The organism is Priestia sp. JSM ZJ58 (assembly GCF_044383985.1).
Taxonomy (GTDB): Bacteria; Bacillota; Bacilli; order Bacillales; family Bacillaceae_H; genus Priestia; species Priestia zanthoxyli.
Window position 1 is genome coordinate 834,477 of the sequence record NZ_JBISEM010000001.1, and the last position, 23,280, is coordinate 857,756.

Genomic DNA, 23,280 nt, shown 5'->3' on the forward strand with positions numbered 1-23,280 from the left:
ATGATTTCTCCGCGCTTTGTTTTTATCTGCTTGTTTATGACCATGACGTCAGAAGTATTATTATCACCATTTTATCCACAGTATTTTACACATGCATTTCATGTAGATGGAGTGGCGATGACGTCTTTTTTCATTATTTGCTGCCGGATTGTGGTCATTGTTATGACACCTTTATGGGGAATGCTGTTTAAGAAATGGAACGTAAAATATGTAGTTGTAACGTCACTTTTAATGACGGCCTTAATTAAAGTCATTTTGAGCGAAGTTTCTACTTTTTATGGATTTTTAGCTACTTCCTTAGTGCTGCTCCTATTTCAAAGCAGTTTATATCTTTTGTACCCCTATTTAGTAGGCGGCATGAAAAAAGGACAGAAAAAGGCAAGTGCTGCAACAACGTATGTATTTATTGTTCATACGGCGATTATTGTCGCTAGCTTGTTTGGAAGTACGGTTATTGCATGGGAAATGCCGCTTAACGTATATCAATACTTTGCTTTAATTGATATGGTACTGGCCGTATGGCTCTTAACAAGAAAAGCATTACCTTTAAAAGCAGAAAAAACACCGGCATCCATTCAAAGCATAAACGAGCCCATCTTTTTTTATTTGCTGGCGATTTTCTTTTTTTACCTTGGGCACAATGTCATTCGCCCTTATTTTACATTGTTTACACATGAAACATATGGCATGAGCAGTCAAGGCAGCGCTTTGCTGTATGCGATGCCGAGTATTATGGCGATTGTCTTAAAGCTTACGGTACCTACCAAACTATTGAACGGCAACGTTATACCGCTTTTTTATGGCATAACGGGTGCTAGTGTTTTGGTGCTGTGTTTGCAGGCATATGCTGATCATCTCAGCGTGTTTATTATCAGCCGAATTTTATATGGAGCCGGGTTTTATCTCAGCATGGTTATACTGGATATCTATTTATTTCGAAAAAGTAAAGAAGCGGCTGCTTACTATTACAGCTGGCTTATTGCTGTTCAAAATATCGCTCTGCTGATTGCACCGATTGTAGCATTAGAAATCAGCAAAGTGGATTTGGCATTTCCTTTAGTAGCGGGAGCAGCTGCTTTGCTAGCTGCTAGCGCTGTAATGCCGCTGCGTAATAAAACAATCCCTATTCTAAGACAAGTAAAGGAGAATGAAGGATGAAAATCAAAGAAACGAATCTTTCCGTATTTAATAAGCAATCATGGGAAAAAGCAAATCGACAGCTTTTAGCTAAAATGCTGCAGGAATTTATGTATGAAAATATTATTGAGCCAAAACAGCTGCAAAAGCAGGGTGCGCTTGCCACGTATCGATGGGAAGATCACCGGGGCGTTACGTATACATATCAAGCGAAACAACGATTTTTTGACAGTTTTTCTGTACTACCAGAAAGTATTAAGTTGACATCTAAAACGTCAACCCCTACATTTTCGGAGGCCTTGCAGCTGTTAATTAGCCTATCTGAAGACAAAGGAATGTCTAGCTCAACCGCAGGTCACTTAGCAAAAGAATATTTTCATACATTAATAGCAGATTTGCATTTACAAAATCGAAAATCAGCTGATGAATTAGCAGATATGGATTACGCAGAGCTAGAAGGTGAAATGACGGGACATCCTTGGATTACGTATAATAAAGGGCGCATTGGGTTTGGTTATGATGACTATCTTCGGTTTGCGCCTGAGCAAAAACAAGAAATTCAGCTTTCATGGATTGCTGTAGAGAAGCAAATTGCTTCATTTCATTCGTTGGATACCCTTGGTTTTGATGATGTCATGAAGCAGGAGTTAAGCGCTGAGACGCTAGCTGAATTTGAAAAAGAGTTAACAAGCCAAAGTCTTTTACCGGAGGACTATTATTATATTCCCGTCCATGAATGGCAGTGGCTGAACGTAATTGTTCCTTTATTCGCTGAATACATTGCAAATAATTTAATTGTTCCTTTAGGAGAAGGGCAGGATCAATACTTGCCTCAGCAGTCGATTCGTACGTTTGTGAATACAACAAATCGAGATAAGTATCACGTAAAGCTTCCAATGAGTATATTAAATACGCTTGTGTACAGAGGCCTTCCAAGTGAGAGGACGGTCATTGCTCCTCAAGTCACTCAGCATATAAAAGGCATAAGAGATCGTGATACGTTTTTAAAAGATACGTGCAAAGTAGGACTTTTAGGAGAAGTGGCTACGTTAAACGTCACTCAGCCGACGTTCGCTTCTATTAAAAATGCGCCTTATCAGTATCTAGAGATGCTTGGAGTCGTTTGGCGTGAAAGCATTTATCAAGAGCTAGAAGAAGGAGAGCATGCGATTACGCTAGCTGCGCTATTACATGTTGACGGTCAAGGGAAGGCTTTAGTTTCGTCATATATTGAAAAGTCAGGCTTAACTCCTAACGAGTGGATTAATGCGCTAACCAGCGCTGTGTTGCCGCCACTACTTCATTACTTGTATCAATACGGCACTGTATTTTCCCCGCACGGTCAAAATACGGTACTGGTTCTTAAAAACAACAAGCCGGTTCGAATTATTATGAAAGATTTTGTAGACGACGTGAATATTAGCGATCAGCCATTTGAAGAATTGCAGCAGCTATCTTTTGAATTAAAAGAAGTGCTGCGCAGCGAAGAGCCAGAAGGATTGACACAGTTTATTTTAACAGGGTTATTTGTTTGTCACTTCCGCTATTTAGCAAGCATCTTAGAAGAGCATGAAGGTGTAGAAGAAGAGGACTTTTGGAAAAGTGTACGAGCAGAAATCTTGCATTATCAAGCATCATTTCCACATTTGAAAAAACGATTTGAATTATTTGATTTGTTGCGTCCAACGATTACGAAGTTAACGTTAAATCGAAATCGAATGTTTGACTACGGATACGAAGATGACGGAGATCGTCCTCACGCAAGCGAATATGGTACGGTGAGAAATGCCTTGCATGAAGTGAGTGAAAAAGCCGTGCAATAATAAGGAAAAGCCGCTGGTGTTGTGCTAGCGGCTTTTTTATGGTTAATTCTAAAGCAGGCAGCGAAGGGGATGAGCTGCAGCACTTTAGGAAACACTCATTTTATGTATGTGTAGAACGTAAAGATCAGTGAATGAACGATTTGATGGAGTAGATGGTAGAACAACAAATACGCAAGCCGAAGCAAACGTTTCGGCTTTCTTTTGTCAAAGCCTTATTTCAATGTCGCATCGCTACAAGGATAATGGTACAATTGTCTGTATATTTAAAAAAAGAGAGGGAATTACATGAAATCGCATATTCAAAAACATTTAACTTCATATAAAGAGAAATATAAAAACCGAGGTCGGCTGCTAATTAGCTGTCCGGACAAACCGGGTATTGTAGCCGCTGTGTCTACGTTTTTACATGAGCACGGTGCAAATATTGTAGAATCAAGTCAACATTCAACAAACCATGAAGGCGGCATGTTTTTTATCCGTTTCGAATTTGAATGTGAGGATTTATTAGCTAAAGAAGTAAAGCTAGAAGAAAGCTTCAAAAAGATTGCCGATACATTTTCGATGAACTGGCAGTTTACATATGCTCATAATTTGAAAAAAACAGCTATTTTTGTGTCAAAAGAGCCTCACTGTCTGCTAGAGCTGCTGTGGGCGTGGGAAAGCGGAGACTTGATGACAGACATCGCTGTCGTTGTAAGCAATCACGAAGATGCGCGCGAAGTAGTTGAATCGTTTGGCATTCCATTTAAGCATATACCAGCGACAAAAGACATTCGTCAAGAAGCAGAAGCAAAACAGCTTCAAGTATTAAAAGATTATGATATTGATGTAATTATTTTAGCGCGTTATATGCAAATTTTAACGCCGACCTTTGTGGCTGAAAATCCGTATCGCATTATTAATATTCACCATTCATTCTTACCGGCATTCATTGGAGCACGTCCATATGAACGTGCATATCAACGAGGCGTAAAATTAATTGGTGCTACGTCTCACTATGTAACGGACGACTTGGATGAAGGACCAATTATTGAACAAGATATTGAACGCGTGAATCACCGTGATGATGCGGATGACTTAAAGAAAAAAGGCCGCTTAATTGAACGTACGGTGCTTGCACGCGCTGTGAAATGGCACTTAGAAGACCGCATTTTAGTGCATGAAAACCGCACAATTGTATTTAATTAACAAAGACTAAGCTGTTAAAAAGTAGTTTAGCCGAAGGAAGATCCGAACGATGAATCGAGATTCTTGAGAGAGAATGAAATTCGTTCGGATTTTTTTATGGTCATGGTAAACGTAGGTTTCATTAGGTCTCATTCTCGTTTTTTTTCGGGGAAATCGCGTACCTACATGATAAAGAACTTTTCTATATGAGCTGAGATTTAGTTGTTTACTTAGCCCGTGAACACTTATACAATAGAAAAGGACTTTTTAATAAAGGAAGTGTCGGAAGTGAAACAATATCTTGAACTTTGCGAGCATGTGTTAGCAAATGGAACAAAAAAAGAAGATCGGACAGGAACAGGTACAATTAGCACATTTGGCTATCAAATGCGTTTTAATTTACAAGAAGGTTTCCCGGTATTAACGACAAAAAAACTTCATTTGAAATCAATTATTCATGAACTGCTTTGGTTTTTACAAGGAGATACAAACGTTAAGTATTTACAAGATAACGGCGTGCGCATTTGGAATGAATGGGCGGATGAAAACGGCGAGCTTGGCCCTGTATATGGTCATCAGTGGCGTTCATGGCCAACGCCGGACGGCGAAAAAATTGATCAAATTACAAATGTTATTAATCAAATCAAAAACAATCCTGATTCGCGCCGCTTAATGGTAAGCGCCTGGAATGTATCTGATGTAGACAATATGGCTTTGCCGCCTTGTCACTGCTTATTTCAGTTTTATGTAGCGGACGGCAAATTGTCTTGTCAATTGTATCAGCGCTCAGCTGATATTTTCCTAGGCGTACCGTTTAATATAGCTTCATATGCGCTGCTTACAATGATGGTGGCACAAGTGTGTGATTTAGAGCCAGGTGATTTTGTTCATACGTTTGGTGATGCGCATATCTACAGCAATCACATCGAACAAGTAAACCTGCAGTTGACGCGCGAGCCTCATGCATTACCAAAAATGAAAATCAATCCAGACGTAAAATCAATTTTTGACTTTAAATTTGAAGACTTTGAATTAGTAGATTATAATGCGCATCCTCACATTAAAGGAGCTGTGAGCGTATGATTTCCCTCATTGTCGCAATGGATCAAAATAGGCTGATCGGTAAAGAGAATGATTTGCCATGGCGTCTTCCGGAAGATTTAAAGTATTTCAAGCGCATCACAACGAGTCATACGATTGTAATGGGAAGAAAAACATTTGAATCAATTGGACGACCGCTCCCTAATCGCGAAAATGTGGTTCTTACGCGTCAAAAAGATTATCAGCAAGAAGGAGCAACCGTTATTCATTCAGTTGAGGAACTAGAAGCATTAGATGCTGAAAAAGAAGACGAGCTCTTTGTGATTGGTGGAGCTACTCTGTATGAGCAAACATTAGACGTTGCAAACCGACTTTATATTACGCATATTGAAGAATCTTTTGACGGCGATACACATTTTCCTGCGATTGATTTGAGCGAATGGAAAGTTATTTCGAAGCAGCAAGGAATTAAAGATGAAAAAAATCCCTACACGTATTATTTTACCGTATACGAGCGAAGCTGATTTCCCTTATTAAAAAAATGCGAGTCTGGGACAAAAGTATGGTAGTTGAAGAAAGATCCGAACGATTCATCGTTCGGATCTTTCTTTGTGATGGTGAACGTAGGTTTCATGTCTGTAGGTGCTTTTAGCAGTTGATTGGAGGGCAAGGCGAAGACTCAGGCGGGAGCGGAAGCAATGAGGAGGCTCACCGCCCGCGGAAAGCGAAGTCTTGCACGGAAATCAACTGCGGTGTAAAAACCGATTCATATTAGACGTCTTTAGGTGGGGTCTATTTCGTTATGTCTCAATCTCTTTTTATATTGATTTTAATTGCTTCATCATTTCGTGAAAAGCGGCTGTGCTAACAAACTGTTCAGCGCTCCAGTTTGCTTCAATCCATTGAATCAGCTCGCTTGGTGTATTAAAAACTTCTCCGCTTGTATCTGCTTTGCGAAGCATATATCTACCGTTTTCTTCATCTGCAACTACTTCGCACGGAATGGCACTTTCATAACTTTGAAGTGAAAACTCCATTTATTCCACAACCTTTCTTAATTTATACCTGTTATAGCATCAGCTGCATGTAGAAAGTATGGGCAATTTTGTAAGTCTATTTAGCGTTTGCTAAACATATGTAAAGTATGTGGACAGTAAAATAGTTGGAAAAGTTTTTTTAGTCATTATTAATGAAAAATAATGATTTTTCTAAATTTTATGTGATATAATGTACAAATTAATAATGGTAGAAGAGGAAGGAAGTTGGTTATGAAACAACAAGTAGATAATCGAACAAAACACGTACATTTAGAGGACATCATGATTGCAAATCAATTGATTAAAGATGTTGTTGTGCATACACCACTACAGCGTAATGACGTTTTGTCTGAACGATATGAATGTAATATCTATTTAAAACGTGAGGATTTACAGGTGGTGCGCTCATTTAAAATCCGCGGTGCGTACAATCGAATCAAAAAGTTATCCCCAGAAGAATTAGAAAATGGAATTGCCTGTGCAAGTGCAGGAAACCACGCACAAGGTGTAGCATATGCGTGCCGTCATTTAAATATCGATGGTAAAATCTTTATGCCGAGCACAACGCCACGCCAAAAAATTAATCAAGTGAAATTTCTAGGCAAAGATAACGTAAAGGTCGTACTAATCGGAGATACGTTTGATGATTCTTATGAACAAGCTATTGCATGCAGTGAAGAGGAGCATCGAACATTTATTCATCCATTTAATGATGTAGACGTTATTGCAGGACAGGGTACAGTAGCCGTTGAAATGTTCAATGACTGTGAAGATGAAATTGACTACGTATTTGCGGGTATCGGCGGGGGCGGATTAATTTCCGGTGTCGGCACATACGTAAAAAGCATCTCGCCTCAAACAGCTGTGATTGGGGTAGAACCAGCAGGCGCGCCTGGTATGCAGACATCTTTAGCAAATGGAAATGTAGTGACGCTACCGGCAATCGATCCATTTGTAGACGGAGCAGCTGTTAAAACAGTTGGAACGCTTCCGTATGACATCAGTAAAGAGCTTGTGGACGATATTGTAGTTGTTCCTGAAGGCAAGGTTTGCACAACCATTTTATCTCTATACAATGAAAATGCGATTGTAGCAGAACCAGCAGGAGCTCTTTCGATTGCTGCTCTTGACTCATACCGTGAGCAAATTAAAGGAAAAACGGTTGTTTGCGTCATCAGCGGAGGCAACAATGACATTGGACGTATGCAAGAAATCAAAGAACGTTCGATGATTTATGAAGGATTACAGCATTATTTTATCGTTAACTTCCCTCAGCGCGCAGGAGCTCTTCGTGAATTTTTAGACGAAGTGCTTGGACCGACAGACGATATTTCGCGCTTTGAGTATACGAAAAAGAATAACAAAGACAGCGGGCCTGCACTTGTGGGAATCGAGCTTAAGCATAAAGAAGATTATTATCCACTAATTAATCGTATGGATAAAAAAGGATTTCCTTACACAGAAATTAATAAAGAAAGCAACTTGTTTCACTTATTTATTTAAATAGAAGGTCGTTTTAAAAAGGAATGCTTCATCAACTGTCGAATAAGTTGATGAAGCATTTTTATTTTAAAAAATATTTGTGTTTTCTTTTTATTTTATCAAGACAGAAAGTACCTCAAGCATTATAATAAAATAAACGGGTAAAAAGAGGGTTGATCGCCTTGCTATTAAAAAGCCTTGAATTTAAACATGTCAGTGGTCAAAAAGTAAAAATTACTGAAATTCCAGTTTTAGAGGAAAATAGCACGTTTCGGTTCATGTTATCTGCAAAACTTGATTTATTTATTAGACAAATCACGAACGAATCAGTTCCGAAGCAAACCTACTCGTTTCAAGAATATTTAAAACGCGTGCTGAAATGGAAAGATTACGAACAGCTCTTTAAGTCTCATGTATTAAAGCATAATGCATAAACGTAAAAGTTGACTTTTCTGAATATTTCAGCAGAGTCAACTTTTTTTGTTGATCTAAAAGGTTGAACATGCATTTTACGAATTAGCAAAACTTGCATTCTATTATAACTATATTGTTGTAAGCGTTCATGTTATACTAGTCTGCAATGCATCTTATAGGGGTGAACACATGTCGAAAATTAAAGTGGTAACGGATTCAACAATTGATTTAACGTTGGAAGAAGCTGAAAAATACGGTATTGAGATGATACCTTTATGTATTAATATTGATAATGAAACATATTTGGATCGCGTGGAATTAACGCCGACAGATTTTATTGAAAAAATGAAAAATTCAAAAGAATTACCAAAAAGCTCTCAGCCGGCTATTGGTTCTTTTGTTGAAGTATATGAACGATTAGTGAGTGAAGGGTATGACGTCATTTCCATTCATATGACTGGAGGAATGAGCGGAACCGTTCGAGCAGCTGAAAGCGCGGCTCAAATGGTAGAAGGAAATATCACCGTTGTCGATTCTATGTACATTACAAAAGCTCTTTCGTTTCAAGTCTTTGAAGCGGTGAAAATGATTGAAGAGGGGCATACGGTAGAAGAAATTGTCGCGCGCTTGGAAGAGGTGCGTCAAAATACGAATCTTTTTGTCGTAGTCGATACGCTTGAAAATTTGGTTAAAGGTGGACGTATTGGACGTGGAAAAGGGCTAATCGGTTCTCTTTTAAATATTAAGCCAATTGCTTCCCTAGCTGACGGAGTATATACTCCTGTTGCTAAAGTGCGCAGTCATTCTCAAATTGTTAAGTTTTTAACGAAGCAGTTCGAAGAGCATACAGAAGGAAAAAGTATTAAAGGAGTAGGGCTTGTACATGCAGATGGACTTGGGCTCGCTTCTAAGCTAAAAGAATCAATCGTGAAGGCAAGAGGCTATACGCAATTTTCGATTGAAGATACGACGCCTATTATCTCGACGCATACGGGTATTGGTGCAATTGGTTTTATGTATTTTGCTGAATAAAGTGAGTTGCTTTTTGCAAGTCACTTTTTTGGCTTTCTCTTTTTTGGAAAAAGGAGAAAGAGAAGTGGACGAACGTGTGATATAATAGAATCAACTTTCTACCAGCGAATGCTGTGCTGGTTACTATTCTTTTGAATCCGGAGTATACCGATGAAAAAATATATTCGAAATTTGAGTGTGTTTAACAAAACGGTTTTATTTTCTACTTTAATTGTAGTTGCCCTTGGAGTCATTTCTTTAGCCATTAGCTATCAAGTTCAAAAAAAAATGGCGAAAGAGACGTTAACGCAGCATGTGTTAATTATGGCCGATTTATGGAGGGAGTCTTTATCTAAACAAGACGTAATAGCAGCAGTGGATTCAAGGAACGGGCCGATTCCTGAAAAAGACGAGCTAGAAAAGCAGTTCAGAAAGATTTATGAATTGCATCCGTCGTACTTGCAGGGATATATTATGACGACCGAAAAATTCAAATCGCATGGAAATAAGATTATCGTAACAGCGAATAAGAAAATTAAGCAATCGCTAGAGCCGTCCATGATTTATTATGGGGGAGAAGAATTTTACAAATCATTTAAGGAAGCAGAACGAAAAAAGAAAAATATCGTAACATCTACATACAAAGACGAATTCGGGACGTGGATAACCGTTTTATCGCCTATTACAAACAGCTCTGGAAAAGTTGTGGCTATTCTTGGTGTAGATGTAGATGCAAGCGCTATCTATATCTATCAAAAACGTTTAATTGTGTCTTTGGTCGTTGCGTTTACGCTTCTGTTTACCTTCATTATTGTGATTCAAGACTGGGGACTAAGGCGATTAATGTCGCCCCTTGGGGAATTAATAGAAGGAATTCAAGCGGTGAGTCAAGGGAAATTTGATGTGAAGCTGACACACGAAGATGATTCTGAGTTAGGGAATGTACACACAAGATTTAATGAAATGACCGAGCGGCTGCAGCAGCTTTTTCATCAAGTGTCAGTAACAAAAGAACACCTGAATGTAGAAACAGATCTCAGTCATACAAAAGACGGAATTACCAAAGCGATTGATGAATTGGAAGTTATTATGGAAAAAACGAGGATGCAAAAGGAATTGCAGCGAGCGGAGAAAATGAATGCAATTGGCCAATTAGCTGCTTCTGTAGCGCATGAAATTCGAAATCCTATGACGGTGGTAAAAGGGTTTTTGCAGCTGTTTCAAGATAACACAAAGCTTTCAAACACTGAATTAAGTTACATTCATCTTATGATTAATGAAATGGACAGAGCAGAAGCGATTATTCATGACTATTTATCGTTAGCCAAGCCGGATGTTCACCAGCATCGTTTTATTAACTGCTTGGAGTGTATTACAAGCTTAGTAGATTTATTATCTTCTTATGCTTTATTAACAAACAATATACTCATAGAATTAGACGCAAAAGAAGAGATGTATGTTTGCGGCAGCCGAAACGAATTGAATCAAGTTCTGCTTAATATTATGAAAAATGGAATTGAAGCCATGAGAGCTGGGGGAACGCTTCGAGTGGGGCTTTACAAGCGAGAAGGGCATGTACATATTCAAATTGAAGATACTGGTATAGGCATGACCAGTGAACAAGTGAACCGGCTAGGAACAGCGTTTTATTCTTTAAAAGAAAAAGGAACAGGGATTGGTCTGATGGTTTCTTATCAACTGGTGGAACAAATGAATGGAAGAATTGAAGTGGAAAGCATACCAGGAAAAGGTTCAACGTTTATCTTGATTTTCCCTAGCTATGACTAAACTTTAACCGTGCAGGAGGAACATATGAAAAGCTGGTCTTATAAATTGTTTTTTTTACTGCTTATTAGTTACATGATGTTAACAGCCTGTGGTTCCAAAATAGAAAATCCGCTTAATTGGAAGATGGACTCTTTTTCTTATGTTAACCAAGATCAAAAGAAAGTAGGGCTAAGTCAGCTGAAAGGGAACGTTTGGGTAGCTAACTTTATCTTCACAAGCTGCGAAACCGTATGTCCCCCAATGACGGCTCATATGGCTAAATTACAAAAAATGGCTAAGGATGAAGGCCTGGACGTTCGCTTTGTTTCATTTAGCGTAGACCCTGAAGTGGACACTCCTCAGAAAATGAAGGACTATGCGACTAAATTTGGCGCTGATTTTTCGAATTGGGATTTCTTAACGGGCTATAAACAAGCGGAAATTGAAAAGTTTGCGCTGGATCAATTTAAGATGATTGTGAAAAAGCCGCAAGAAGATCCGCAGGTTATTCACGGTACGTATTTTTTTCTAATTGACAAAGATGGAGTGGTTCAAAAATCTTATCAGGGAGTGACTGATCCTCCTTATGATGATATGATAAAAGATATTAAAACCCTTCAGTAAGAGCTATAAAATCGTCAAATCTATCCGCCAAACACAGCTATCTTTACAGCGATGTGTGAGCGGATATTTTTATGAAAGAAACATGCTTATCCTTTTTTTTACATATACTATATATAAGAAACGTAGTAAAATATCAACTTGACATAGTATGATAAGATATAAAGATATAGTTATTCAGAGCGGTAAGCAGTATTGCTTGTGACAGCGAGAATACAGCATAGTTAGTAGGTGTTATGATGAGAAAATGGAAAAGTATAGTGATAAGCAGTATGAGTGCGGTGGTGTTAGCGAGCTGTTCGACGACGACTTTTTTGCCAACGGACAATAAAGAAGAAGCCGTTCAGAAAGAAGTGGATTTAACACCTAAAAAGCATATTCCGAAAGGCTTTTTTCCTGTAGATTTAGATATTGTAGCCATTGGCGACTCATTAACTGAAGGAGTAGGAGATGAGTCTAAAAAAGGCGGTTATGTACCATACTTAACTAAATACCTTTCTAAACAAAATGAAGTGCAAAATGTACGAACAGAGAATCTAGGCAAAAGAGGAAACCGGACGGATCAGCTATTAGCAAGGTTAAATCAGCCGGGAGTAGCAGCTGAAGTATCAAGAGCAGACATCGTTTTCTTGACAATTGGCGGCAATGACGTGATGAAAGTGGTAAGGGATTACTTTTACAATATCTCAATTAAGACGTTTGAATCACAGCAGTCAAAATATGAAAAACGTCTAAATGACGTGTTTTCACGCATACGTAAGCTTAATCCTAATGCCCATATTTATTTAATCGGTTTTTATAATCCATTCTTTAAATCGTTAAGTGATGTGAAAGAAATTAATGTCGTTATTAATGAATGGAATGCGGCAAGCGAGAAAATTGCTTCTCAATATGATAATGTAAGTTATGTAAAAATTGATGATATTTTTTATGATTCTGACGTAAATTTATTAGGGAAAGACGAGTTTCACCCTAATAAAAAAGGGTACAAACTAATGGCTGAGCGCATTAGTAAATCAATGGAGGAAGAAGATCCTCTCGTTGGAGACCAGAAAAAGGAAACAGCAGAAGAAGTTACATCTGATGAAAAAGAGAAAAACACGAAAGAGAGTGGGAACGAGTAAGGAGATTGTTATATGAAGAAGTGGAAAACCCTATTTATCGCGTTATTAGGGATTAATGTTCTAGGGGCTATCCTTATTATTGCGTTTATTTTTCAACCGGTTGACAAGGTCAATCCAACTCCCTCTGAAAAAGTAGAAGGAGACGCAGAACTAACTATTTTGGCTAAAAAAGCGGACTTAAATGTACTGATTGATAAATATTTAAAAAAAGAATTTAAGAATCAGCCGCTTAACTACAAAATTACTCTTACCGATGTAGTAAGAGTAGACGGAACGATTCAAGTATTCGGCGATGATATTAATATTCGAATGACATTTGATCCGATCGTACAAAAAAATGGAGATATTGTGCTTGAACAGCAGTCACTTTCTGTTGGAAAGCTGCAGCTGCCTGTCCGCACAGTGCTTCGATACGTAAATAATAATTTTGCGCTACCAGAATGGGTAACAATCGATCCAAAGAATGAATCAGTATACGTAGCGTTACAGCAGATGAAGTTAGAGAGTGATTTTGCTGTAAAAGTACAAAAGTTTGATTTAAAAAATGATGATATTCGCGTACGTTTAATTTCGCGCAGTGAATAAAAAAACCTTCCAATTTGGAAGGTTTTTTTTGTTAACGGTCTTGGGAAATCAGCGCTTCTAATGCAGGACGGTTTTTAGCAAATCCGACGGCATATACCGTATATGTTCGATTCGGGCGAAGGTTCAGTGCTGGGATTTCGAGTACTACATTTTTGGTTCCTGCTATGCGCACACTAAGTTGAACATGCATGGGGGATAAAGGCAAATATTTTGTGACTTCTTTAAACTGCACGCCAGAAAAAATGACGTCTCCACCTCTAGCCGCAATATCCACAGCAGGAGCATCAGGAGAAAGGTGCACAAACCGAAGCTTCGTTTCTCCACTTGGTACATCCGTATTGTCATAGATAAATAATAAATCAAGCTTGTTTAGCTCATCTACCGCCGCTACCGTGTAATTTTGGTTTCCTTCAAATGTAAATGATTCCGTTAAAACAGGTCTTCCCGTTTCTCCAGCGGGATAAATAGAAATTGTGTATCTTCCAGGTTCTTGTAATTCAATATAATCTGTTTCTTGTTTATAAGTTAAGTTGCGAATCACTCGTTTGTTGTTAATATAAATATCTACAGATGGAGAATCTGGAGAAGCGTGAAGTATACGAATTTGCGGCGGATTTACGCGTAAATTCGTATTTTCAGAAGAAGTTAAGATGGCCTGCTGGATATAGTACAAATGCTTTTGATAATAATGAATATGCTTAGATGGATCACTATACTTATAGTAGTTAGCTAGAAAATCGTATTTCATTGCTTTTTTAATATATTGATCAAAGGAATAATTAGCCATATGTTCAGCTCCCTTATTGTCGGAGTATAAAAACATTTCCATACGTAACCAAACATATGCTAAAACTCATAATTTATGCCGATCACTGATCACTCCCGAGACCTCCAAGAAGAAACAATGAGCCAAACGCCCTCTATGTGCATATACTGAATCAAATTATTGACTGAAGGCTTATTGTACGACCGAATTTAGTATAGAAAAAAGGAGTGAGAGCATGCGTGATTTTTATGCTCGGATGCTACGGTTAATCATGTTAAGTTTTTTACTGCTGCTACTTTTAATTCAATTTACAGAGCGCTCTACTTCATTTAATCACATTACCCCCGCGCTAAATAAAGTAACCGAGCGAATTGAGCTGATTACCTATGATCAATAAATGTATTTTTTCTGCGTTTCGATATGTACTTGTTCTTTATGCAATTTGCTTTACATTTTTATTTGTTAGTACAGTTCCAAGCCTATTTGGTTTCACCGTGACCGTTCAAGAAACGGATTATCACCACCTGCATCGCGGAGATATAGTTGTCTTTAGAGACGAATCATCTTCTTCAAAGAATGAACTTGTACTGGCCCATAATCAAGACCCTGATGTACTGGTTACAGCTCAAAGAAATTCTTTGCCTGCTTCTTTTAAAGTGATTGGAAGCTACGCATACCATCTCCCGTATATAGGGGTCATTATTGAGTTTATGAAAGATTTTACTACGCTACTGGTGATGGGCAGTATTTTACTTTTGTTGTTTTCGTATACGCTGCAGCCCAAAAGGCGAATATGGCGTAAGAGAAAGTAAAAAATGGGCGAATGCACATACAGGACAATCAACTAACGCATATAAAGTACAGTGTACGAAATGAAAAAAACAAGAGGAGAGATTGCTATGTATAACTACGATTGTTACGACCCATGCCATCACGGAGGCTATCACCACCTATATGATACTTGCCACTATCCAATTGGCGGTTATCATCATTGCGGAACGGGCCAGTCATTTGCATTAATTGTTGTACTATTTATTTTATTAATCATCATTGGCTGCACTTGTTTTTGCTGATTAGGTCTCATTTGCTCGCATGTGCGAGCTTTTTATAAAAGATGGAAAAGGACAAACTTACATATAAATTGTTTAAATAATAAAAAAATTTTGCCAAATCAACATTTACCATATTATACTATAGCTAGTAACTCAATAAGCGAAGGTGAATATATGGAAAAGGAAAAAGTATTTCAACAGCTATTTTCAATGTCATTTACACCAATGCTCGTAATGAATATGGATGGCGATATTCAAATTTTAAATGAAGCTTGCTGCCACCTTTTTAAAACGACGGAGGAACGGCTTCTTTCCTGTAATGTATTTGAAGAGCCAAATCGCTTTTTTATTGAAAAGCATGAAGTGGAACCGTTAAGAAAGCAAGAGGAAGAAGTTGTTTTACTTAAGAAAAAAGTAGATCAGCAGTTTCCGATGCATATCCATATTCAGCGCACGGAAGAAGATATTCCGCTCTTAGTTGTTCAGTGGAAAGAGTTTTCCTCAAGTATTGAAAAGCAAGAGGAAGTCATTCGGAAAATGAAGCAATATAAGCAGTTTGTCCAGCAAAGTCAAGATGCATTTATTGTAACGAGAGAAGGCAGAATCCAATATTTGAATCCCGCTGGTGTTAAACTTCTTGGCGGCGAGAAAAAAGAAGAGTATATCGGGCGTCCTTGGCTTCACTTTATTCATCCCGAACATTTAGAAATTGTAAAAGAACGAATGGTTCAGCTGATGAATGGAATGTCCGTGAGGCCACGTGTTGATGTGAAACTATTGACTAAAAAAGGGGTCGTCATTATTGAATCTTCGGCAACCAAAATTAAGTTTGAAGGACAGGATGCCATTCAGTATATTATTCGCGACGTAACGGATCGAAAAAAATATGATGAAATGGCAAGCAAATCTGAAAAGCTTACAATGGTGAGCAAGCTAGCGGCAGGAGTAGCACATGAAATCCGTAATCCAATGACGGCGATTAAAGGGTTTATTCAGCTGCTAAAAGCATCGAAACAGTATAATGAAGAATACAATGATATTATGCTTGAAGAATTGAATCGCGTCGAATCCATTATTCAAGAATTTTTAACGCTGGCCAAGCCTAAAATTGAAAATTCATACCACCCCAAAAGTCTCAATCAAATCATACGTCACGTGACATTACTATTAGATACACACGCCAATTATAAAAATTGTCGTATTATTAATGAGATTAGTGATGAGATTACAATCTTTTGTGAAGAAAATGCGCTTAAACAAGTTTTTATTAATTTAATTCAAAATGCGCTTGAGTCAATGAGCAAAGGTACAGTTAAAGTTACCGTTGAGAAAAGAAATGAATACGGCATGGTCATTATCGAGGATGAAGGATGTGGAATTGATGAGCAATCTTTAGCTCGGCTAGGTGAACCATTTTATTCCACCAAACAAACAGGAACTGGGCTAGGATTAATGATTAGCTACCGAATAATCGAACAGCATCAAGGGCATATTTCATTTGCGAGTAAAGTAGGAGTAGGAACAAAAGTAGAAATTGCTCTTCCGTATATTAAAGAACCAGTGAACATTTCGTAGCGCTTGCTATTCGTTCGCTGGTTTTTATTTGGTTGAAATAAAAACGAATGTTTTTTATTTTTTTTATTTTAATGTTCGTGTATATTGTTGACTAAAGGGTTTGTTTTTGATATATTATCAAATGGCTAGAAAATAACCGAATGATAATAAAAAAGAAAATTCGGTCAATAACTTTTATCTTTTACCCAAAGAAAAAAGATGATGGGAGAATGTACAATGAACTCAAATTATGATGTTATTGTGGTAGGGGCAGGACCCGCTGGAATTTTTACTTGCTATGAGCTAACGTTAAAATTACCGGAAGCAACTATTTTATTAATCGATAAAGGACACGATATCTATCGACGTAATTGTCCGATTCTTCAGAAAAAAATTGAAAAATGTCCGCCTGCAGTTGGCAGAAAAGAGTTTGCTGGCTGTTTGCCTGCTTGTTCTATCACAAATGGTTTCGGTGGAGCCGGCGCATATTCAGATGGAAAGTTTAATATCACCAGTGAATTTGGAGGCTGGATGACGGATTATCTGTCTGAATCACAGGTGGTAGATTTAATTAAATACGTGGATGAAATTAATTTAAAACACGGAGCAACCGATACGATTACGGATCCGTTAACTGATAAAGTTCGTGAAATTGAAAAACGCGGATACGCAGCAGGATTAAAGCTATTGCGTGCCCAAGTGCGTCATTTAGGAACAGAGCAAAATTTAGAAATTTTAAAAAGCATTTATGAATACTTAAAAGAAAAAATTGATATGCAGTATAAAACGGAAGTAGCCGATTTAATAACAGAAAAAGAAGATGGTCAGCATATCGTACGCGGTATTGAATTGAAGAATGGTGACAGAATTACGGCTGATAAAGTCGTGGTTTCACCAGGTCGAGACGGCTCGAAGTGGATGAGCGACTTACTAAAAAAACGCCGTTTGAAAATGATTAACAATCAAGTAGACATCGGTGTTCGAGTAGAAACATCTAACGTTGTTATGGAAGAAATCAACAAGCACTTGTACGAAGGGAAATTTATTTACAATACGTCTGTAGGTACAAGAGTCAGAACGTTCTGCAGCAATCCTTCAGGGCATGTGGTAGTAGAGAATCATTCAGGGATTATGTTAGCAAATGGACACGCATACAAAGATCCGAAGCTTGGAAGTCAAAATACGAACTTTGCGCTGCTTGTTTCTCATAAATTTTCGGATCCATTTGATCAGCCGAACGAATATGCGCACGAAGTATCAAGATTAGCTAATATGCTGTCAAACGGAGGCTTAGTTGTTCAAAAGTATGGAGATATTTTAAAGGGGCGCCGTTCAACAGCGAATCGAATTAAAGAAGGCTTTTTAGAACCAACGTTAAAAGAAGCTGTCCCTGGTGATTTGGGTTTAGTGCTTCCATACAATACAATGAAAAGCTTAATTGAAATGACAGAAGCACTGGATCATGTAACGCCTGGGTTAGCATCTGAACATACGCTGTTTTACGGTGTGGAAGCGAAATTTTACTCCGCCCGTCCGAAGTTAAACGATAAGTTTGAAACTGAAATTTCCGGTTTATACGTGGGAGGAGACGGAGCTGGTATTACGCGAGGACTCGCGCAGGCAAGTGCGTGTGGTGTGTGGGTAGCGCGTGACATTGTTGAAAAATTAAAGAATCGTAAAGCAAGTTCTGAACCTGTTACTGTATAAAAAAAGAGGCCGTCACGGCCTCTTTTTTTTATGGGTTAAATAACGAGAGGGAATAAGTAAAAAGTAAAGAACTTGTACCGCTCCAACTCCGATAGTTTTATATGATAATTACCCGCTCCTTTTTAAAAGATAGTAGGAAATCTATACTTCTATCTTGAGCAGAATTAAGTAGAATAAGGGGAATTGATAATGTCGATTTCTTCGCATCAATAAAGTCAGTGAAATTTTAGGGAGTGTATATCAAGCAGTACAAGGATAAAATCAACAGTTGGAAAGAGTTATTTTTTTTGATAAGTAAAATATTTATGGAAGCAGTAAAGTACATGGATATTAGAATAATTATACATATTTATGAATGATATTAATGAGAAGAAAGTTCACTTTATAAACTATTTTTTGAATTAATTTTTTATTCATTAGATTGTAAGTCTTGTTAAATAGGTGTTTTTGGTTTATTGAAATATGATGTAAATATTTTGAAATATAACAATTCTCAACTTTTTACGATAAAATCATGCATTATTTTTGAATAAAAACTTGACAGGAATACATAAAATGAATTTTAATTAAAGTAACAATTATTATCATGCAAAAATATTAAAGAAAATTATTTGCTTAATCTCTTTTGTTTTATAAGAGAACGGAGGACCCATATTTGTGCGTAATGTACTTGGGGTGAATCTTGAATGAATCAAGTAGGGTAACTCACGTACCCGAATCCGACAGCTAACTCCGTAAGCATTCAGTGAGGGAATAACAGGTCTATGAAACCATGATATTCTCATGGTTTTTTGTATAGCTAAAAATATTCCTAAACTATTAATCTGAAAATTTTTAATATATTGTATATTTTGAGTGTTATCACCCTCAATGCATGGTAAAATAAGTATAGTAGTTAGAATCATTCTAATATAATTTATTTATGGGAGGTAAATCTATGAAGCTATCGACAAAGATCATTATCGCGCTAATTGCTGGTGCTGTTGTAGGAGTGTTGATTAATGCTTTTGCTCCAAGTGCTTTTGCTCCGCTGGACAAGTACTTGTTTACGCCGCTTGGGCAAATTTTCTTAAGCTTAATTAAAATGCTTGTTGTACCAATTGTGTTTTTCTCTATCACGTTAGGCGTAGCAGGTTTAGGAGATCCTAAAAAACTGGGAAGAATCGGGGCAAAAACAGTTTCGTACTTCCTAGTGACAACAACCGTTGCTATTGTAATTGGTTTATTATTAGCGTTTGTTATTAAACCAGGAACATTTGGATCTTTTGATACAAAAAACGCTTCTTTTGAAGCTGAAAAAGCACCGCCGGTTGGAGAGACATTCTTAAATATGATTCCAGTCAATCCAATCCAAGCGATGGCTGAAGGGAATATGCTTCAACTTATCGTTTTCTCTATCTTTATCGGTTTTGGTATTACGATGCTTGGAAGTAAAACCAAAGGGCTTTATAATTTACTCGAGCAAGGCAATGAATTGATGATGTACCTTGTAAATCTAGTGATGAAGTTTGCTCCTTACGGAACATTTGGGCTTCTTGCAACAGCGGTTGGAAGTCAAGGCTGGCAGGCAATTAAAGCGATGGGGCTTTACATGATTGTAGTCGTGCTCGCACTGTTCATCCATTCGATTGTAACATATGGGGGGTCAGTCGCTCTTATGGCCAGACGTAACCCTATTGAATTTTTTAAAGGTTTTGCTCCTGCGATGACAGTTGGATTCAGTACATCAAGCAGTAGTGCAACGCTTCCGATTTCAATGAATGTGGCTCAAAAAAATCTTCGTGTCCCGGAGTCCATCAGCAGTTTTGTTCAGCCGTTAGGTGCTACCATTAACATGGATGGAACAGCAATTATGCAAGGTGTCGCGACTATTTTTATTGCGCAAGTATACGGCGTTGACCTGTCGCTGGGTGCTCTTGTGACGGTTGTATTAACAGCGGTGCTTGCTAGTATTGGTACAGCAGGCGTGCCGGGAGTTGGTCTCATTATGCTAGCGATGGTATTGAGTTCGGTTGGCCTGCCTGTAGCAGGTATCGGATTGATTATCGGGATTGATCGCTTGCTTGATATGCTTCGTACATCTGTAAATATTACGGGAGACGCTGCGTGTGCCGTTATTGTGGCTGAGTCAGAAGCAAAGCGTATCGATAAATCTGTAACGCAATCGGCTTAATAAATGTAAAAGCTCTAGCTATATGCTAGGGCTTTTTTTATTGGCAAGAAACTCTTCTTTTCAGCATACAGTTTAATAAGAGTATGTGTTTGAAAGGAGAGTGCGGAAATGAATAAGACCCATGTGATAAAGCCGCTGCTCGACGACGACTACCCAGTTATTTCATATGGAAAAGGAATTTATTTGTACGACCAAGATGGAAAAAAGTACATAGATGCTTCGTCAGGGGCAGTTACAGCAAGTATCGGACACGGCGTAAAAGAAATTATTGATGCGATGACGGATCAGGCACAGAAAGTTGCGTTTGTATATCGGTCGCAGTTTACAAGCGATCCGACGGAAGCCTTAGCTAAGAAACTATGTGAATTAAGCAGCAATCATTTCCAGTGGAGCTTTTTTGTTAACAGCGGGACAGAAGCGACTGAAACGGCTATGAAAACAGCCATTCAGCATTTTCAAGAGCAAGGAAAGCCAACCAAAACAAAGGTTTTGTCACGCTGGATGAGCTATCACGGTATTACAATAGGAGCGCTGTCTATGTCAGGGCACGTTGGAAGACGAAAACGTTTCTCGTCTTTGCTTGAAGATTATCCTTCGGTTTCACCTCCTTATTGCTATCGATGTCCGTTTCATCAAACCTATCCATCCTGTAATCTTGCTTGTGCACACGAATTGGAAACAGTTATCAAACGAACCGGCCCTGAACATATTGCTGCTTTTATTACAGAGCCCATTGTAGGAGCTGCCGGAGCAGCTCTTACACCTCCACCCGGTTATTATGAAGTGATAAGAGAAATTTGTGATAAATATGATGTGTTATGGATAGCCGATGAAGTCATGACTGGAGTTGGGCGTACAGGCGTGATGTTTGCATATGAGCACTGGGGAGCTAAACCAGACATCATGACGCTTGGAAAAGGAGTGGGAGCAGGATATACACCGATAGCCGTTACGTTAGCTAGCAGCAAAACGATTGAACCTATCATGAACGGATCCAAATTAATTATGAGCGGCCATACGCTAAGCGCTAATCCGCTGTCAGCGGCTGTAGGGCTAGCTGTCTTAGCCTATATTGAAAAGAACGATCTTGTTCAACAAGTAGCGCTGAAAGGAGCCTATTTAGTAAAAAAATTGAAGGAGCTTCAACTTCTTTACCCTATCATTGGTGATATTCGTGGCAAAGGCTTACTAGTTGGTCTTGAGCTTGTACAAAATCCAAAAACGAAGGAGCCTTTTTCATCCTCCGAAAATATGACGGCGCGCGTAATAAGTAAAGCCCATAAAAATGGTCTTCTCCTTTATCCTTCACAAGCAGGAACAGATGGAGTAGAAGGAGACGGTATTATTATTGCGCCGCCATTTACGATTACTCATCGCCAACTTGATGAAGCGGTCGTGTTGCTTTCGAAAACATTGTATGAAGTACAAAATGAAAAACAGGGAAATGAGGTGAAATAAGTGACAAAGGTCGAAAACTCATTTCAAAAGATTACAACTGTGGAACAAGCAATTGAATACGTGGATCATGCTGCTACGCTGATGATAGGAGGGTTTGGAGGCGTAGGCAGTCCGCCTTCTCTCATTGACGGCCTTATTGAAAGCGAAAAATCAAATTTCACACTGATATGTAATGATTCAGGCTTTCCTCATATTGGTGCGGGAAAATTAGTAAGTCAAGGAAGAATTCAAAAACTGATCGCTTCTCACATTGGATCGAATCCCGTGGCTGGAACGCTGATGACAGAAGAAAAGCTGAAAGTTGAGTTTTCTCCTCAAGGAACGCTTGCTGAACGGATTCGAGCGGGGGGAGTTGGACTTGGAGGAGTACTGATTGATGTAGGAATAGAAAATGACATTATTCAATTTGGAAAAGAAAAAGTGGAAGTAGACGGCAAGACATTTTTAGTTGAAAAACCGCTCACAGCCGACGTGGCTTTTGTATATGCAAAAAAAGCAGATCCATTCGGCAACTTGCTCTATGATAAAAGCGCTCGAAACACTAATCCATTAATGGCTATGGCAGGTCGTATAACTATTGCTGAAGTGGAGGAAATCGTTCCTCTTGGCGACATTGACCCAGAGAATGTGATGACGTCAGGCGTATTTGTGGATTATATTGTGCCTTCAAAAGGAGTGAATTGGAAATGGGTTTGGGAATAGATATTCGTCATCGTATTGCAAGACGTGCTGCGGCTGAAATCAAAAACGGCATGATTGTTAACTTAGGGATTGGCATTCCTTCTCTTATTCCTAATTATGTACCAAGCGCTGTTCATGTGATGTTTCATGCTGAAAACGGAATTTTAGGGTTAGGATCTTCGCCTCCTTTAGGTGAAGAAGATGAGAATGTCTGCAATGCAGCAGGCTATCCAACAACTACTGTTCAAGGGGCTTCATACTGTGATAGTGCTACAGCCTTCGCGATGATTCGAAAAGGATACGTCGATATGACCATTCTTGGTGCGTTAGAAGTGAGTGAAAAAGGGGATTTAGCTAATTGGATTGTGCCAGGTAAGCGAGTTCCTGGGATGGGAGGAGCGATGGAATTAGCTCAAAAAGCGAAAAAAGTCATTGTGCTAATGAATCATACGAGCAAGACAGGAGAACCAAAACTGGTCAAGACATGCTCTTTACCTCTTACTGCTTCGGGCTGCGTGGGATTAGTTATTACGGATCGGGCGGTTTTTAAAGTAGAAAAAGATGCGCTTCTTCTAACCGAGTTAATGTCTCCTTATACCGTAGAGGATATTTTGAGTTCAACAGAAGCGACAGTTCGCCTGAGTGATCAATTGATTACGATACGATAAGGAGGACCATTA

23 protein-coding genes and 1 riboswitch are annotated in these 23,280 nt (G+C 38.5%); of the genes, 21 read left to right on the forward strand and 2 right to left on the reverse strand.

The genetic code is table 11. The features are described 5' to 3' along the window. From ACH6EI_RS04230 to ACH6EI_RS04250, 5 genes are all read left to right on the forward strand, one after another. A complete protein-coding gene (locus ACH6EI_RS04230) occupies positions 1 to 1,158 on the forward strand; it encodes an MFS transporter (protein WP_099331241.1) in 1,158 nt (385 codons plus the stop codon). After that, entirely contained in the window at positions 1,155 to 2,960 is a 1,806-nt protein-coding gene (locus tag ACH6EI_RS04235) for an IucA/IucC family protein (RefSeq protein ID WP_394530446.1), read from the forward strand. Before ACH6EI_RS04230 ends, ACH6EI_RS04235 begins: the two co-directional genes overlap by 4 nt. A gap of 285 nt (positions 2,961 to 3,245) precedes the next feature. Continuing rightward, positions 3,246 to 4,148 carry a formyltetrahydrofolate deformylase gene (gene purU, locus ACH6EI_RS04240; RefSeq protein ID WP_028415133.1) on the forward strand — a complete coding sequence of 301 codons (903 nt, stop codon included), beginning with the start codon at positions 3,246 to 3,248 and terminating at the stop codon, positions 4,146 to 4,148. A 267-nt stretch (positions 4,149 to 4,415) separates the two neighbouring features. Beyond that, on the forward strand, positions 4,416 to 5,210 hold the full coding sequence (locus ACH6EI_RS04245; RefSeq protein ID WP_013058746.1) for a thymidylate synthase: 795 nt from the start codon (positions 4,416 to 4,418) through the stop codon (positions 5,208 to 5,210). Continuing rightward, a complete protein-coding gene (locus tag ACH6EI_RS04250; RefSeq protein ID WP_028415131.1) occupies positions 5,207 to 5,692 on the forward strand; it encodes a dihydrofolate reductase in 486 nt (161 codons plus the stop codon). The genes ACH6EI_RS04245 and ACH6EI_RS04250 overlap by 4 nt, the downstream gene beginning before the upstream one ends. Positions 5,693 to 5,986: 294 nt before the next feature. On the opposite strand, the gene ACH6EI_RS04255 is transcribed toward ACH6EI_RS04250, so the two are convergent. Then, positions 5,987 to 6,205 carry a hypothetical protein gene (locus tag ACH6EI_RS04255; protein ID WP_028415130.1) on the reverse strand — a complete coding sequence of 73 codons (219 nt, stop codon included), beginning with the start codon at positions 6,203 to 6,205 and terminating at the stop codon, positions 5,987 to 5,989. A gap of 231 nt (positions 6,206 to 6,436) precedes the next feature. Between ACH6EI_RS04255 and ilvA the strand changes: the two genes are divergently transcribed. From ilvA to ACH6EI_RS04290, 7 genes are all read left to right on the forward strand, one after another. Beyond that, positions 6,437 to 7,708 (forward strand): threonine ammonia-lyase IlvA, encoded by a 1,272-nt coding sequence (ilvA, locus tag ACH6EI_RS04260; RefSeq protein ID WP_013084697.1) that lies wholly within the window; start codon positions 6,437 to 6,439, stop codon positions 7,706 to 7,708. A gap of 161 nt (positions 7,709 to 7,869) precedes the next feature. Continuing rightward, positions 7,870 to 8,121: a YpmP family protein gene (locus tag ACH6EI_RS04265; RefSeq protein ID WP_013058743.1), complete on the forward strand. Its 252-nt coding sequence runs from the start codon at positions 7,870 to 7,872 to the stop codon at positions 8,119 to 8,121. Positions 8,122 to 8,290: 169 nt separating this feature from the next. Next, a complete protein-coding gene (locus ACH6EI_RS04270) occupies positions 8,291 to 9,133 on the forward strand; it encodes a DegV family protein (RefSeq protein WP_028415129.1) in 843 nt (280 codons plus the stop codon). 150 nt (positions 9,134 to 9,283) lie between these two features. Then, positions 9,284 to 10,900: an ATP-binding protein gene (locus ACH6EI_RS04275; RefSeq protein WP_098999602.1), complete on the forward strand. Its 1,617-nt coding sequence runs from the start codon at positions 9,284 to 9,286 to the stop codon at positions 10,898 to 10,900. Between the two features lie 24 nt (positions 10,901 to 10,924). Beyond that, entirely contained in the window at positions 10,925 to 11,503 is a 579-nt protein-coding gene (locus ACH6EI_RS04280) for an SCO family protein (RefSeq protein ID WP_098999603.1), read from the forward strand. A gap of 236 nt (positions 11,504 to 11,739) precedes the next feature. Further along, on the forward strand, positions 11,740 to 12,624 hold the full coding sequence (locus ACH6EI_RS04285) for an SGNH/GDSL hydrolase family protein (protein WP_014458541.1): 885 nt from the start codon (positions 11,740 to 11,742) through the stop codon (positions 12,622 to 12,624). A 12-nt stretch (positions 12,625 to 12,636) separates the two neighbouring features. Continuing rightward, the gene (locus ACH6EI_RS04290; protein WP_028415126.1) at positions 12,637 to 13,209 is read left to right on the forward strand and encodes a YpmS family protein; all 573 of its coding nucleotides are present in this window, start codon (positions 12,637 to 12,639) and stop codon (positions 13,207 to 13,209) included. Between the two features lie 31 nt (positions 13,210 to 13,240). Here the strand turns inward: ACH6EI_RS04290 and ACH6EI_RS04295 are convergent, their stop codons facing one another. Further along, entirely contained in the window at positions 13,241 to 13,996 is a 756-nt protein-coding gene (locus ACH6EI_RS04295) for a DUF4397 domain-containing protein (protein ID WP_014458542.1), read from the reverse strand. Positions 13,997 to 14,210: 214 nt separating this feature from the next. Between ACH6EI_RS04295 and ACH6EI_RS04300 the strand changes: the two genes are divergently transcribed. The 9 genes from ACH6EI_RS04300 to ACH6EI_RS04340 all read left to right on the forward strand — a co-directional run bounded on the left by ACH6EI_RS04300 (position 14,211) and on the right by ACH6EI_RS04340 (position 23,268). Continuing rightward, a complete protein-coding gene (locus tag ACH6EI_RS04300; RefSeq protein ID WP_165573653.1) occupies positions 14,211 to 14,372 on the forward strand; it encodes a hypothetical protein in 162 nt (53 codons plus the stop codon). Next, positions 14,362 to 14,787 (forward strand): hypothetical protein, encoded by a 426-nt coding sequence (locus tag ACH6EI_RS04305; protein WP_176551729.1) that lies wholly within the window; start codon positions 14,362 to 14,364, stop codon positions 14,785 to 14,787. The genes ACH6EI_RS04300 and ACH6EI_RS04305 overlap by 11 nt, the downstream gene beginning before the upstream one ends. 87 nt (positions 14,788 to 14,874) lie before the next feature. Then, positions 14,875 to 15,048: a YjcZ family sporulation protein gene (locus ACH6EI_RS04310; RefSeq protein ID WP_080518349.1), complete on the forward strand. Its 174-nt coding sequence runs from the start codon at positions 14,875 to 14,877 to the stop codon at positions 15,046 to 15,048. Between the two features lie 153 nt (positions 15,049 to 15,201). Then, complete coding sequence (locus ACH6EI_RS04315; protein ID WP_028415123.1) at positions 15,202 to 16,602, forward strand: ATP-binding protein; 1,401 nt, start codon at positions 15,202 to 15,204, stop codon at positions 16,600 to 16,602. A gap of 216 nt (positions 16,603 to 16,818) precedes the next feature. Then, positions 16,819 to 18,288, forward strand: a complete 1,470-nt coding sequence (locus tag ACH6EI_RS04320; protein WP_028415122.1) for an NAD(P)/FAD-dependent oxidoreductase — start codon at positions 16,819 to 16,821, stop codon at positions 18,286 to 18,288. 602 nt (positions 18,289 to 18,890) lie between these two features. Further along, a riboswitch (cyclic di-AMP (ydaO/yuaA leader) is annotated at positions 18,891 to 19,045 on the forward strand. A gap of 180 nt (positions 19,046 to 19,225) precedes the next feature. Continuing rightward, positions 19,226 to 20,461 carry a dicarboxylate/amino acid:cation symporter gene (locus tag ACH6EI_RS04325; RefSeq protein WP_057242995.1) on the forward strand — a complete coding sequence of 412 codons (1,236 nt, stop codon included), beginning with the start codon at positions 19,226 to 19,228 and terminating at the stop codon, positions 20,459 to 20,461. A 108-nt stretch (positions 20,462 to 20,569) separates the two neighbouring features. Continuing rightward, the gene (locus ACH6EI_RS04330; protein ID WP_098999605.1) at positions 20,570 to 21,919 is read left to right on the forward strand and encodes an aspartate aminotransferase family protein; all 1,350 of its coding nucleotides are present in this window, start codon (positions 20,570 to 20,572) and stop codon (positions 21,917 to 21,919) included. Further along, complete coding sequence (locus ACH6EI_RS04335) at positions 21,920 to 22,621, forward strand: CoA transferase subunit A (RefSeq protein WP_028415119.1); 702 nt, start codon at positions 21,920 to 21,922, stop codon at positions 22,619 to 22,621. Further along, the gene (locus tag ACH6EI_RS04340) at positions 22,606 to 23,268 is read left to right on the forward strand and encodes a 3-oxoacid CoA-transferase subunit B (protein WP_028415118.1); all 663 of its coding nucleotides are present in this window, start codon (positions 22,606 to 22,608) and stop codon (positions 23,266 to 23,268) included. The genes ACH6EI_RS04335 and ACH6EI_RS04340 overlap by 16 nt, the downstream gene beginning before the upstream one ends. Positions 23,269 to 23,280 lie beyond the last annotated feature (12 nt).

What these genes read in the sequence shown, in the direction of transcription:
- ACH6EI_RS04230 (WP_099331241.1), top strand. Translation starts at nt 1, where the DNA reads ATGATTTCTCCGCGCTTTGTTTTTATCTGCTTGTTTATGACCATGACG.
- ACH6EI_RS04235 (WP_394530446.1), top strand. Translation starts at nt 1,155, where the DNA reads ATGAAAATCAAAGAAACGAATCTTTCCGTATTTAATAAGCAATCATGG.
- purU (WP_028415133.1), top strand. Translation starts at nt 3,246, where the DNA reads ATGAAATCGCATATTCAAAAACATTTAACTTCATATAAAGAGAAATAT.
- ACH6EI_RS04250 (WP_028415131.1), top strand. Translation starts at nt 5,207, where the DNA reads ATGATTTCCCTCATTGTCGCAATGGATCAAAATAGGCTGATCGGTAAA.
- ACH6EI_RS04255 (WP_028415130.1), bottom strand. Translation starts at nt 6,205, where the DNA reads ATGGAGTTTTCACTTCAAAGTTATGAAAGTGCCATTCCGTGCGAAGTA.
- ilvA (WP_013084697.1), top strand. Translation starts at nt 6,437, where the DNA reads ATGAAACAACAAGTAGATAATCGAACAAAACACGTACATTTAGAGGAC.
- ACH6EI_RS04270 (WP_028415129.1), top strand. Translation starts at nt 8,291, where the DNA reads ATGTCGAAAATTAAAGTGGTAACGGATTCAACAATTGATTTAACGTTG.
- ACH6EI_RS04275 (WP_098999602.1), top strand. Translation starts at nt 9,284, where the DNA reads ATGAAAAAATATATTCGAAATTTGAGTGTGTTTAACAAAACGGTTTTA.
- ACH6EI_RS04280 (WP_098999603.1), top strand. Translation starts at nt 10,925, where the DNA reads ATGAAAAGCTGGTCTTATAAATTGTTTTTTTTACTGCTTATTAGTTAC.
- ACH6EI_RS04285 (WP_014458541.1), top strand. Translation starts at nt 11,740, where the DNA reads ATGAGAAAATGGAAAAGTATAGTGATAAGCAGTATGAGTGCGGTGGTG.
- ACH6EI_RS04290 (WP_028415126.1), top strand. Translation starts at nt 12,637, where the DNA reads ATGAAGAAGTGGAAAACCCTATTTATCGCGTTATTAGGGATTAATGTT.
- ACH6EI_RS04295 (WP_014458542.1), bottom strand. Translation starts at nt 13,996, where the DNA reads ATGGCTAATTATTCCTTTGATCAATATATTAAAAAAGCAATGAAATAC.
- ACH6EI_RS04300 (WP_165573653.1), top strand. Translation starts at nt 14,211, where the DNA reads ATGCGTGATTTTTATGCTCGGATGCTACGGTTAATCATGTTAAGTTTT.
- ACH6EI_RS04305 (WP_176551729.1), top strand. Translation starts at nt 14,362, where the DNA reads ATGATCAATAAATGTATTTTTTCTGCGTTTCGATATGTACTTGTTCTT.
- ACH6EI_RS04310 (WP_080518349.1), top strand. Translation starts at nt 14,875, where the DNA reads ATGTATAACTACGATTGTTACGACCCATGCCATCACGGAGGCTATCAC.
- ACH6EI_RS04315 (WP_028415123.1), top strand. Translation starts at nt 15,202, where the DNA reads ATGGAAAAGGAAAAAGTATTTCAACAGCTATTTTCAATGTCATTTACA.
- ACH6EI_RS04320 (WP_028415122.1), top strand. Translation starts at nt 16,819, where the DNA reads ATGAACTCAAATTATGATGTTATTGTGGTAGGGGCAGGACCCGCTGGA.
- ACH6EI_RS04325 (WP_057242995.1), top strand. Translation starts at nt 19,226, where the DNA reads ATGAAGCTATCGACAAAGATCATTATCGCGCTAATTGCTGGTGCTGTT.
- ACH6EI_RS04330 (WP_098999605.1), top strand. Translation starts at nt 20,570, where the DNA reads ATGAATAAGACCCATGTGATAAAGCCGCTGCTCGACGACGACTACCCA.
- ACH6EI_RS04340 (WP_028415118.1), top strand. Translation starts at nt 22,606, where the DNA reads ATGGGTTTGGGAATAGATATTCGTCATCGTATTGCAAGACGTGCTGCG.